The organism is Sporosarcina sp. 179-K 3D1 HS, assembly GCF_047228905.1.
In the GTDB taxonomy this organism is placed as follows: Bacteria; Bacillota; Bacilli; order Bacillales_A; family Planococcaceae; genus Sporosarcina.
In genome coordinates this window covers 87,578-99,512 of record NZ_JBFEGI010000004.1, presented here as the reverse complement: position 1 = coordinate 99,512, position 11,935 = coordinate 87,578, and the positions used below count along the sequence as shown (strand labels likewise).

The window sequence follows — 11,935 nt, the reverse complement described above, 5'->3', positions numbered from 1 at the left end:
ACCAAATGGCAGAATTACGCGAATGCCCGACATGCGGTGAGTTTTTCAACTACACCGGCGTGCGGGACGTCTGCGCGAAATGCGCAATGGACGAAGAAAAACTATACGAGGTGGTGTATCGCTTCCTCAGAAGACGCGAAAACCGCGCGGCGACCATCGAACGGATCGTCGAAGCGACCGGCGTCACAGAATCCCTGCTTCACAAATGGGTCCGCAAAGGTCGCTTGCAGCCAGCCCTCTTCCCGAACCTCGGCTACCCATGCGACAACTGCGGCAGCCTGACAAATAAAGGAAAACTATGCGACCGCTGCACCGCGGATCTGAAAAATGAACTACGGACGTTCGAAGCGGCCAAAGAATTCCGAGAGGCTGTCGACCGTCATAATAAGGGCACATACCATGCGGAGCGCAGATCGGATTCGTAAATAGGTCTATACTAGTACTACCGGCAGCTTTCGGCCTGCCGGTATTTTTCGTTCAAAATGCCCTTCATTTTCCACGGAAACTGCCGAAATAAAGAATAAGGCACCATATACAACCGAAAGGAGCGAGATCCAGATGAAAATCAATAACAATATGAACATCCCGCGTATCAATCCGTACAAATCCAACCAAATCAAAACGGAACAGGCAAAGGAACTGACGAAGGTAAGGGCGGACAAAATCGAAATCTCGTCCGAAGCGAAACAACTATCTGAAACATCAGCTTTCACACTTGAACGGAAAGAACGCGTCCAACAGCTGAAAGCGCAAATCCAGGACGGCACGTATAACGTGGATGCCGAAAAGCTCGCGTCCAACCTGGTCAACTATTTCAACATCAAGAAATAAGGAAAGAAAGCAGGAAAAGACATGTCCATCACACCCATCCTGGCGTCACTCGACAGCCTTGAAAAACTTCATAGAAGTCTGCTGCGGCTCGCATACGACAAAACGAAGCTCATCAAAGAAGGGGACATGATCGGACTCGACCAGATGCTGAAAGACGAGCAAGCGCATCTGGCCGCCATCGTGCAGATGGACAAACAACGGCAGCGGGCCGTAGAGCAATACTTGGCGGATCAGGGAAGACCCGTCACCGGCGAACCGACCGTGGCCGACCTGCTCGACGCTGCGCCGGAAGCGGAAAAGCAACAACTGGCGGAGGCGAGGGACCGTCTCCTGCATGCGATTCATGACTTGAAATGGCAGAACGATCTGAATCAGAAACTGACCTACCAATCCCTTCAGTTCGTGAATCTATCGCTGGACATGGTCCGGCCGCGCCCGGAGTCGGTCAACTACTCAAAAACGGAAGTACAAGGAAATCAAACCCGAAAGTTGAAAGACCTACCCACTTTCGACACCAACGCCTGAGGAGGAAACTAAACATGCGCTCCACATTCATGGGACTCGAAACAAACAAACGCGGACTCTTTACCCAACAATCCGCACTCTATACAACCGGCCACAACATCTCAAACGCCAACACACCCGGCTACTCACGCCAACGCGTCAACATGCAGGCAACCGCCGGCTTCCCAGGCGTCGGTCTCAACACCCCAACGATGCCCGGCTTCCTCGGAACAGGCGTCGAAGCCGGTTCCATCCAACGCATCCGCGACTCCTTCGTCGACCAGCAATTCAGACAGGAATCGAATAAGCTGGGATATTGGGAATCGCGGTCAAAGGCGATTTCGCAGATGGAGGATGTTTTGGCTGAGCCGTCAGAATACGGTCTCCAGAAATCATTGAGTGAATTCTGGTCGTCTTTGCAACAACTCGCAACTGATCCTCAAAATGGTGGGGCACGCGCAGTTGTTGTGGAGCGTGGGGTGGCGGTAGCCGATTCGTTCAACTATATGCACAAATCCCTTGAAGAGATCCAGACGAATCTCGGTAAAGAAATCGGCGTTAGCACAAAAGACATTAACTCCATCCTCGAACAGATTGCTGACTTGAACCGTCAAATCAGCGAAGTAGAACCGAATGGTTATATGCCGAATGACCTGTATGATGCGCGTGATGTACTGCTTAATGAACTATCAACATATGTACCAATTGAAATCAACTATCAAAAATCAGGTGGACGTGCATTGGCTATTGCAGAGGGTACTGTCACAGTAAGTATTAAAACAAATGGCGATCCTATTACAGTTATCAAAGGGAAAGATTTTGCTAAGATGAATGTAGATAATGCAGACACTGAAGGTAACCCAAAAAGTCCTGTAGATATGATATCTTTCACCTTTACAGCGAACGGCCAAGCAACAGGGGGTAATCTTAACGTAACTGCAATGCAAAAGTCGGGAAAAATGAGATCTTTAATAGATTCTTACGGTTACAATGATGGAGATGTCAAGGGGCTGTATCCTGACATGCTTGCTAAATTAGATAAGATGGCTATGGAATTTGCAACAGAGTTTAATAAAGTGCATAAAGAAGGAACGGATCTCGATGGCCAAGCAGGGGATGATTTTTTTGCTACTAGAGATGGATCCACAACAATTAATGCAGGGAACATAACTGTCACGAATGAATTAATTAATAATCCAAATCGGGTAGCCGCCTCGACTTCTAAAGATGTAGATCCAGCCGAGGTCGGAAACGGTCAAAACGCCAAAAAATTGGCGGATGTCTTATTTGCTCCATTAGGTACTAATGGTAGTGGCTTAGACGGTTCCACCGTCCAATCCTATTTCGCAGGCATCATCGGCGAACTCGGTGTCCAAGGACAGCAAGCCGACCGGATGACATTCAATACAACAACCTTACTCGGAGCAGTATCCAACCGAAGAGATTCAATCAGTTCCGTTTCTTTGGATGAAGAAATGACGGACATGATCAAATTTCAACAGGCATATAACGCATCTGCTCGCATGATTACTGTGGTGGATGAAACCCTTGAGAAAATCATTAATGGTATGGGTGTTGTAGGTAGATAAGAAGGGGGCAGTTTAAATGCGTGTTACACAATCAATGCTTTCTAATAATATGCTTCGTAATCTCTCGTCAAGTTACAATAAAATGGGCAAACTGCAAGAACAACTGAGTTCCGGCAAAAAAGTAAACCGCCCATCCGATGATCCAGTCGTTGTAATGCGAAGTTTGGGCTACGGCATGCAGGTTGATAAGGTTGCACAATTTCAAAAGAATTTAGGTGAAGTCCACAATTGGCTAGATAGTTCCGATGATGCGCTTAATGGTGTCGGGGAAGTGCTTCATCGTGCAAGATCCCTAGTTACAAACGCGGCGAATACGGGGGCGATGACGGAAGATGATCGCAATAAGATAAAAGTGGAATTGGAGCAAATGCAACAGCAATTGAGGGACTTGGCAAATACAAAAGTCGGAGATAAATATATTTTTAGTGGAACAATGACAGATAAACCTTTGTATGACGGATCATATCCTGCATTGAGTTCGGATGATCCTGCTAATCCATCTGACCCAACGGCATATGAAAAAGTTGTTGAAATTGAAGTGTTCGATGGAGTTAGTTTAAGAGTAAATACAGCGGCAGGGCAAATGTTTAAAGAGATAGACAAGTTGTTCAATGATATTCAATCTAATACTGACGACAGTTATGATTTTGGAGGAGCAATTTCTGAAATCGATAAATTAATGGAATCAGTATTAACCAATCGTGCAGATATCGGAGCACGCTCTAATCGAGCAGAATTAATGGGGAACCGACTTGAAATGCAGGAAGGCGCGGCCAAAAAGCAACGATCCGAAAACGAAGATATCGATTATGAAAAAGTGATCACCGAAATGATCACCCAGGAATCCATCCACCGTGCCGCACTTTCAGTAGGTGCACGCATTATTCAACCCTCGCTTGTTGATTTCTTACGATAAAATAAACCAGAAGCGTTTGGACCTGTTCCAAACGCTTTCTTAAAAGGTGAAGCCTATGAATATCCCACAACTCCAAATCCAAACAAACCGCGGCATGCTAGTCCTGCAAATCGACAAGCCAATTCAGGAAATCGAACAGCCCAAGGCGACACAACACATTGAACAACCTGCCGCCATACTGGAGATGTCGACTACCCGATCACAGCTATCCATAGATACCACTGAAAATCGTGCTGACATTGACATGAAAAGTGCACTTCGCCGCGGAAACGAAAACGCACAATACGGTATGCAACAAGTGATGGAAGGCATCGCCCGCCGAGCGCAGGAAGGCCAGCAGCTCGTCCGAATCGAAAACGGTGGCAACGCCATGGTAGACATCGCCAAACAAAACACCGAGCGGCCCATCGCCCCGCTAGGTATTCGTTTTGTTGGAGACCGGGTGAAAGTTAAGACCCATATATCGCCAGGAACGCTCGATATCCAAGCGACATCGCAAAAACCAGTCCATGACGTACAAATTAACAAACCAATTCATAACTATACGCCTGGCAAAGTAACGGGAGTCATGGAGCAATACCCATCCATACAAATCGATTTTAAATGGTAGAGACCAAAAGAACGGGAGAGCTCGTTCTTTTTTTATTACTCTAAGAATGGTACGCTAAATTTATGATTACAATAAAGGAGCGAATCCAATGCAAATCCAGACCAAATTCCACGGACTAATTGACATCCAGCAATCCCAAATATGGGAATTTCCGAAAGGCATCCCCGGCTTTGAGGATGAAAAAGAATTCACCCTACTGGAAATCGAAGGCAACAACATTTTCCGAGTACTGCAATCCGCGACAACAGCGGAAGTAGCATTTATCGTCGCCAATCCGTATACCTTAATCAAGGAGTATTCCTTCGACATCGACGAACCGACGATTGAACTGCTTAAAATTCGACAACCGGAAGACATAATGGTGTTAGCCGTCCTATCCGTCAATCAACCATTCGACGCTTCGACAATCAACCTGCAAGCGCCGCTCATCTTCCAACTCCACAACCGGAAAGCGAAGCAGATGATACTCAACGACAACCATTTCAACGTCCGCCATCCTATCGGTAAAGGAGGTACCTACTAATATGCTAGTTCTATCACGAAAAGCGAACGACACTATACAGATTGGCGACGACATCGAAATCCGCATTCTGGAAGTCAGAGGCGATACCGTCCGTATCGGCATCGAGGCACCGAAATCCGTGGACATCCTGCGCGGCGAACTTGTCCAATCGATTTCAGACACCAACACTGAAGCAATCACACTCGACGCAACGCTATTCTCCCAACTATTAAAAAAGAGATAATCCACAACAATACCACAAACCAGCGTGCCAGGAAAGGGTGTCATTCCTGGCATACCGTATATAGAAATGCACACCTTTTCGCCACATTTCTTTCACAATCCCCTAAAGAAAACCAAAAAACTTCTCTCAAACTACTAAACACTCTACCCAAACATCCGATATTAGTATTGTAAGCGGCAGGAAAGAGTATCGGCCGGCTCTCAACTCCGCCAAACAAAACGGGTCACAAGGAAGTGAACCCAACAAACACTCAAGGAGGAAATTACAATGAGAATCAACCACAATATCGCGGCACTTAACACACACCGCCAATTAGGAGCAAACAACACAAACGCTTCTAAAAACTTGGAAAAACTTTCATCAGGTTTAAAAATCAACCGTGCAGGAGACGACGCGGCAGGACTAGCAATTTCAGAAAAAATGCGTGGTCAAATTCGTGGGTTGGATATGGCTCAAAAGAACGCACAAGATGGTATTTCTTTGATTCAAACTGCCGAAGGTGCTTTGAACGAAACACATGCAATCCTTCAGCGTATGCGTGAGTTGGCAGTTCAATCTTCAAATGACACAAATACAACGTCTGACCGTGCGGAACTTCAAAAAGAGGTTGCCGAGTTGACAACAGAAATTACTCGGATTGCACAAAATACTGAGTTTAACACTAAAGTTCTAATGAGTGGCGGATTAAACACTACTGGTTTGAAATTCCATATCGGAGCAAATAAGGGACAAGATATTACTCTCAAAATTGGTGACATGTCTGCAAAAGGCCTCAGCGTTAGCGGGCTTTCAATTAGTGGGCAAACAAGTGCGAACACAGCTATTGAAACAATCCAAAAAGCTATTGATAAAGTATCTGCTGAACGTTCAAAACTGGGTGCGAACCAAAATCGCCTAGAACACACAATTAATAATCTTGGAACTTCTTCCGAAAACCTAACAGCCGCAGAGTCCCGTATCCGTGATGTCGATATGGCGAAAGAAATGATGGAGTTCACAAAGAACAATATCTTAACTCAAGCAGCACAAGCTATGTTAGCACAAGCCAATCAACAACCACAAGGCGTCCTTCAATTGCTTCGTTAATCCGGTTAATAAAACACGATCCGAGTTACTGGATCGTGTTTTCGCTGTTTATTTGAAAGTATTTGAATATTGTTGCAAGGATATATTCCTCCAATTGGTCACATAAGCTCCTCCCTCTGTGCAATTATACAAAGGTAACCCATGATGCTCTTCCGCATACTTTTCAAACCAATCGCGGTAAATGGATAAGTTTTTTGAGGTGAAGATCAATCCATTTCTTTCATAATTTTCGACTTGTAATTGGTTTGAAGTCACAATAATATTTTTTTGTAAATGTGCTCCCTTCGCATGACTTTGCCCCTCCGTATAAGCTAAATCTTGACCGACTAAAGCAACGGACTTTGCACCCAGCCACACCATTGTATCCAATAAGCTAGTGGCAACAGATCCGCCTGTTTGAATAATTGGTTCTTTATTTTCTTTTGCTCTAATTTCCGCTTCAGGAAATCCATGTTGATACACAATGTATCTTTCACCAGAATGTAATAGTATAGTTTCATGAAAAGCGGTGCTCAAATAAAGCAACTTAGCCTCAGGTATATGAATATTTGATAATTGGGTAAGTGTAGCCACTTTTGGATCGCTTACCATAAAAAAGTCAGGAATGACCTCGGCTTGAAGTAAAGGTTTAATTGCTGTGCCGACTGCACCAATTGTTATCTTTCCCTCCTCTTTAATAGTTTTCAAAAGAGGGAGTTGTTTACTAAGAGATGGTCCTGCTGAAACCAAAATCATTGGTCGGTTGCTATACGTATCTTTTAAATCCTTAATGCCCGGATCATTTAGTGAAATATTTTTATGAAAGTTCTCGTATAAAGATTCGACTTGTTGGTATATTGTGCGCTGATGATATTGTAATTTTTTCAATAAATTAAATATTGAAGAATACTCGGATGGAAATATATCCAAACCACTTTTATGGATTCCTATGTTGGTAGAACTAAAAGGTGAAAAAACTTGTTTTTGCTCCTTTTTTGAAAGTCTAGAAAAGGAAAAGAGGTCTACATTGTTTAAATTTGATAATTGTTTATAAAAAATGCTATTTAGAAACCATGAATAGTATTCATCATTAAATTCTATTCCGATAATCTTTTGACTTTTATATTGCAGTGCTAGTTTTTTAATATGATAACCCGCCCCAAGGCCAATAACTAATACATCTTCGTTTTGCTTTAAAACCTTGCTTAAGTTTATCACCCATGTGTCCGCTTCATTTTCAGGATTATATTTACTGTGAAAAATATTTGTTTTGCCGTTATATGTCACTTTAACTGTTGGGACAGTTTTGGTATTTATTAAGGAAATATCCAACAGACAAGCAGCCCCTTTCATGAATAGAAATAAAATGTTTATTGAACATTATACACTATCTTGGTCCATACATATTAAACTATAAATTTTAGGTTTAGAACCGATATAAACACTGACTATGTTACACTTTATATAAAAACATCACCTGGAGGCGTCCTTCTGTGGAACTTATCTTTCAACAGGAAATTATCACCTTTGACGGCACACCTACTGCCGAAGAGGTTATTGTAAAAATAAATGAATTGCTTGAGAACGGGTACTATTTCAGTCATTTTATTGTGGACGGCGAGGAAGTACATGGAGAACATGAGGATTTTTTAGAGCGGTATCTCGGCCAGTTGGTTCGGGTTGAAGTCATTGCAAAGACGGTGAAGGAGTTCGTCAATGACCTGTTCCTTTCTGCCGAAGAATATTTAGAGCGAGCCGTTCCGGAACTGCCAATTTTGGCGGAGGAGTTTTACGATAATCCAAAACCAGAGACCTGGGGCAAACTGGACGATCTGTTAGGCGGGCTGCAATGGTTGGACGGGATGCTTATGGTGATCGGCCAAAATGGAACGGTACCATACAATTGGGAAACTTATTTGACGATTTCCTCCTCAATGCAGGAAGAGATCCGCAATTTCGCAGAGGCAATTGAAAACGAAGACAATGTCTTGATCGGCGATATTATCCAATACGAGATCTTGCCAAATTTTGAAGAACTTGGTAATGAAGTGAAAAAAACGATTGACAATGAGGGAATGCGTCATGATCTTAATTGATAATCGCAATATTCTGCGCCTGAAGGACAAGGAGTTGCTAAATCGACTGTCAGAACTTGAAGAGCAAGAGCCGAGTGGCAATGTCGTAGTCGAAGAAGCAAAGACTGGCTTACCGACTATAAAAGTACACCTAGACGGGCGGACACAATATCTCCAAAGCAAATATGATCCAGAGCAAGAAGCAGAACGATTCGTAGGGAAGATTGAAGAAGAGTCTGTTAAGCATGTCTTGTTTATTGGAATCGGGTTAGGGTATCATATTAAGAAATATTTGGAGAACCATCGTGATCTGAAATTCTCAATTTACGAACCCAATGAAGAAGTCTTGCTTCATTGTTTATCAACTTTTTCACTGGAAGAGCTGCCCGTCCGGAATCTAATGAAAATTTTTATGGGAACGGACCAAGATAAGGTTGAACAAACAATCCAGCACATTCTGGTTTCCTCTAACGATATATTAAAGATTATTACCTTGCCTGTCTATGAAAAATTGTATGTGGAACAAGTCAATTTTATCTTAGAGAAAGCACTAAGCTCATTAAAGCACAGGCACATGAATCTTGCGGTAAATGCAGCATTCCAAAAACGCTGGATAATCAACTCAATCAAAAATTTTCCTACCGTGCTAAAAACACCAAATATTTTGCACGACATTGACCGCAGCGCATTTGTTGGAAAACCTGCTATTATCGTGGCTGCAGGGCCGTCGCTCAATGAAGAGTTTGAAAATCTTCGATATATCAAAGAATATGGGCTGGCTTATATTTTCTCGGTTGGTTCCGCAATCAATGCCCTGATTGAACATGGGGTTTATCCAGATGCGGCTTGTACGTATGATCCGCAAGACATTAACTATCGGGTTATTCAGCGGATTAAAGATGATAACATTATTGACATCCCATTGATTTTTGGGAGCAGTGTTGGTTTTGAAACAATTGAAAATTATCCGGGCCAATTACTGCATATGATTATGAGCCAAGATACAGTTGCTCCGGCATTAGTGAAATACAAAGATGATTCGAGCTTGGATTTTGTATATGATGCACCGTCGATTGCAGTGGTCGCATTCCAATTGTTGATAAAGTTGGGTGTCAGTCAAATTATCTTAGTGGGCCAAAACCTTGCATATATTTCCGATAAACACTATGCACATGGAATCGACTATGGTACAGACAGTCAAACGGTGATCGAAGAGAAATTGAAATCTGCGATTGTAATTAATGATGTTCATGGGAATCTAGTAAAAACGACAGATGGATTTAATAGGATGAGGCAGGAACTTGAAATGTATATATCAACTTATCCAAGCGTCAAAGTCTGGAATACCACTAAAGGTGGGGCAGCTATTCAAGGTACAGAATTTATAGCTTTAGCGGAATTAATGGAAAAACAGCTCCGCCAACCGGTAATCAGAGAGAATTGGGCGACAGGACATAATTCATATGATATAGCTTATGTTGAAAATCAGTTTCAATTTCTAGATAAACAGGCAGAAGTTCTGCAAAACGTTATTCATAGAGCAATTACAATTATCCAAGCCATTCAAACAGTCTTGCACGATCGGAAAATAGGTCATCTTGAAATAAATTACACAAAATTAGATTCAGTAATTGAGAAAATGAAACAGAATTCATTTTATAATATTTTCCTTGAACCAATGATTCGTGTCCAGCAAGATCGGCTTTCGCAAAATATTCAAGGTGTTAAATCTGAAACGATTGCTAGAAAAAAAGCGGAAATTATTATTAAGGAATTTGGAACCTTTTTATCGGAGTGTGCACGGGACTATCAGTTGGCTTTTCAGCTTTATCAAGAAATGAAAACTGAAACAATTTTATATTGAAAGAAGTGGTCACATGTTACAAGGAAAGATAGTTTTAGTCACAGGAGGAACCGGTTCTTTTGGCAAGAAGTTCATTAGAAAGGTATTGACAGAAGATGTGAAAAAAGTGATCGTCTTCAGCCGGGACGAATTAAAACAGTATGAGATGAAACAGGAATTTACTGATCCGAGAATCCGTTTTTTTATTGGAGATGTGAGGGATAAGGATCGGCTATACCGGGCGTTTGACGGCGTTGATATTGTTATTCATGCTGCCGCTATGAAACATGTCGATGCCTGCGAATACAATCCGTTTGAAGCGGTAAAAACAAATATCCACGGCGCACAAAATGTCATAGAAGCAGCAATAGATCGCAAAGTGGAGAAAGTCATCGCGCTCAGTACTGACAAAGCGGCCAGCCCTGTCAACCTTTATGGGGCAACAAAGTTAGCCTCTGATAAACTTTTTGTAGCGGCCAACTCTTATGTAGGGGACAAGGATACCAAATTCTCAGTAGTTCGTTACGGAAATGTTGTAGGCAGTAGAGGGAGCGTTGTTCCGTTCTTTAAAAAAATCAAAGAAACTGGAAAAATTCCAGTCACTGACCCTCGTATGACACGTTTTTGGATTACTTTGGATCAAGGTGTTCAGTTTGTTTTGGACAACTTGGAGCGCATGCAGGGCGGAGAGATATTTGTACCAAAAATTCCAAGTATGAACATTGTAGATCTTGCTAAAGCGATTGCTCCTGATTGTGATATTGAAATTATCGGTATTCGCCCTGGGGAGAAATTGCATGAGGCGATGATATTGGAAGATGATGCCCGGCATACGCGGGAATTCGATACTTATTATGTGATTCAGCCGGAATTTTCTTGGTGGTCAGAGAAGTCCATTGAAACGGGAGAGACATTATCAGAAGGTTTTAAATATACAAGTGATATGAATAAGGATTGGTTGTCAGTTCCTGAGTTGCAAAAAATGGTAAATGAAGTGTGAGGAAGTAAAATATGAATATTAATAAACAAATACTATCCAATATAAGTGAAATTGAAAATAGAAAGCGATTCTATGAACTTTATTCGATTAACCCATTACCCGAAGATGAAGTGTTGACTAATTTAGGATTATTTATCAACAGACAAACCCTTTCTAGAATTATATTTATGAATGAGTTATACCAAAAAATAGTTAATGTCCATGGAGTAGTTATGGAATTTGGAGTTAGATGGGGACAGAATTTAGCATTATTTGAATCATTTAGAGGCATGTACGAACCGTTTAACTTCACAAGAAAAATAATTGGTTTTGATACATTTGAGGGATTCCCCACAATTCATGAAAAAGACGGTAATTTAAATAAAATAAATGACTACTCGGTCACAGATGGTTACGAGAAATACTTGGAAAAAATATTACAATATCATGAAAATGAAAGCCCGATCAGTCACATCAAGAAATTTGAATTAATAAAAGGAGATGCCACAAAAACATTAGCTAAGTATTTGGAAAAAAACCCTGAAACCTTAATTGCATTTGCATACTTTGATTTTGATTTATATGAGCCCACAAAAGCTTGCTTACAGTTGATTAAAGACCGTCTTGTAAAAGGAAGTATCATTGGTTTTGATGAATTAAATCACCCAAAGTTTCCAGGAGAAACACTCGCTTTTATGGAGGTCTTAGGGGCAAATAATTATACTTTACATAGATCCATCTTATCGCCATATATGTCGTATGTGATTATAAGGTGAA

The 11,935-nt window shown here is 41.8% G+C and carries 14 protein-coding genes; 13 read left to right on the top strand and 1 reads right to left on the bottom strand.

Annotated features, from left to right (window positions below; all coding sequences use genetic code 11):
• Positions 1–5 precede the first annotated feature (5 nt).
• From AB1K83_RS07900 to AB1K83_RS07860, 9 genes are all read left to right on the top strand, one after another.
• Complete coding sequence (locus tag AB1K83_RS07900) at positions 6–425, top strand: TIGR03826 family flagellar region protein (protein WP_413057635.1); 420 nt, start codon at positions 6–8, stop codon at positions 423–425.
• 133 nt (positions 426–558) lie between these two features.
• On the top strand, positions 559–831 hold the full coding sequence (gene flgM, locus AB1K83_RS07895; protein ID WP_413057634.1) for a flagellar biosynthesis anti-sigma factor FlgM: 273 nt from the start codon (positions 559–561) through the stop codon (positions 829–831).
• Positions 832–852: 21 nt separating this feature from the next.
• A complete protein-coding gene (locus AB1K83_RS07890; protein ID WP_413057633.1) occupies positions 853–1,356 on the top strand; it encodes a flagellar protein FlgN in 504 nt (167 codons plus the stop codon).
• 14 nt (positions 1,357–1,370) lie between these two features.
• A complete protein-coding gene (flgK, locus tag AB1K83_RS07885) occupies positions 1,371–2,924 on the top strand; it encodes a flagellar hook-associated protein FlgK (protein WP_413057632.1) in 1,554 nt (517 codons plus the stop codon).
• A gap of 16 nt (positions 2,925–2,940) precedes the next feature.
• A complete protein-coding gene (flgL, locus tag AB1K83_RS07880; RefSeq protein ID WP_413057631.1) occupies positions 2,941–3,840 on the top strand; it encodes a flagellar hook-associated protein FlgL in 900 nt (299 codons plus the stop codon).
• A gap of 55 nt (positions 3,841–3,895) precedes the next feature.
• Positions 3,896–4,450: a DUF6470 family protein gene (locus AB1K83_RS07875; RefSeq protein WP_413057630.1), complete on the top strand. Its 555-nt coding sequence runs from the start codon at positions 3,896–3,898 to the stop codon at positions 4,448–4,450.
• An 88-nt stretch (positions 4,451–4,538) separates the two neighbouring features.
• Entirely contained in the window at positions 4,539–4,973 is a 435-nt protein-coding gene (fliW, locus tag AB1K83_RS07870) for a flagellar assembly protein FliW (RefSeq protein WP_413057629.1), read from the top strand.
• Position 4,974: 1 nt separating this feature from the next.
• Entirely contained in the window at positions 4,975–5,196 is a 222-nt protein-coding gene (gene csrA, locus AB1K83_RS07865) for a carbon storage regulator CsrA (protein ID WP_413057628.1), read from the top strand.
• Between the two features lie 267 nt (positions 5,197–5,463).
• The gene (locus AB1K83_RS07860; RefSeq protein WP_413057627.1) at positions 5,464–6,282 is read left to right on the top strand and encodes a flagellin; all 819 of its coding nucleotides are present in this window, start codon (positions 5,464–5,466) and stop codon (positions 6,280–6,282) included.
• 48 nt (positions 6,283–6,330) lie between these two features.
• On the opposite strand, the gene AB1K83_RS07855 is transcribed toward AB1K83_RS07860, so the two are convergent.
• Entirely contained in the window at positions 6,331–7,593 is a 1,263-nt protein-coding gene (locus tag AB1K83_RS07855) for a motility associated factor glycosyltransferase family protein (protein WP_413057626.1), read from the bottom strand.
• Between the two features lie 161 nt (positions 7,594–7,754).
• Here AB1K83_RS07855 and AB1K83_RS07850 point away from each other — a divergent pair, with 161 nt between their 5' ends.
• From AB1K83_RS07850 to AB1K83_RS07835, 4 genes are read left to right on the top strand one after another with little or no spacing between them, the layout of a single operon-like run.
• Positions 7,755–8,357, top strand: coding sequence for a hypothetical protein (locus AB1K83_RS07850; protein WP_413057625.1), 603 nt, complete (start codon positions 7,755–7,757; stop codon positions 8,355–8,357).
• A complete protein-coding gene (locus AB1K83_RS07845) occupies positions 8,344–10,200 on the top strand; it encodes a motility associated factor glycosyltransferase family protein (protein WP_413057624.1) in 1,857 nt (618 codons plus the stop codon). The genes AB1K83_RS07850 and AB1K83_RS07845 overlap by 14 nt, the downstream gene beginning before the upstream one ends.
• 13 nt (positions 10,201–10,213) lie before the next feature.
• Positions 10,214–11,179, top strand: a complete 966-nt coding sequence (gene pseB / locus AB1K83_RS07840) for a UDP-N-acetylglucosamine 4,6-dehydratase (inverting) (protein WP_413057623.1) — start codon at positions 10,214–10,216, stop codon at positions 11,177–11,179.
• An 11-nt stretch (positions 11,180–11,190) separates the two neighbouring features.
• Positions 11,191–11,934 carry a crotonobetainyl-CoA--carnitine CoA-transferase gene (locus AB1K83_RS07835; protein WP_413057622.1) on the top strand — a complete coding sequence of 248 codons (744 nt, stop codon included), beginning with the start codon at positions 11,191–11,193 and terminating at the stop codon, positions 11,932–11,934.
• The last annotated feature ends 1 nt before the right edge of the window (position 11,935 follow it).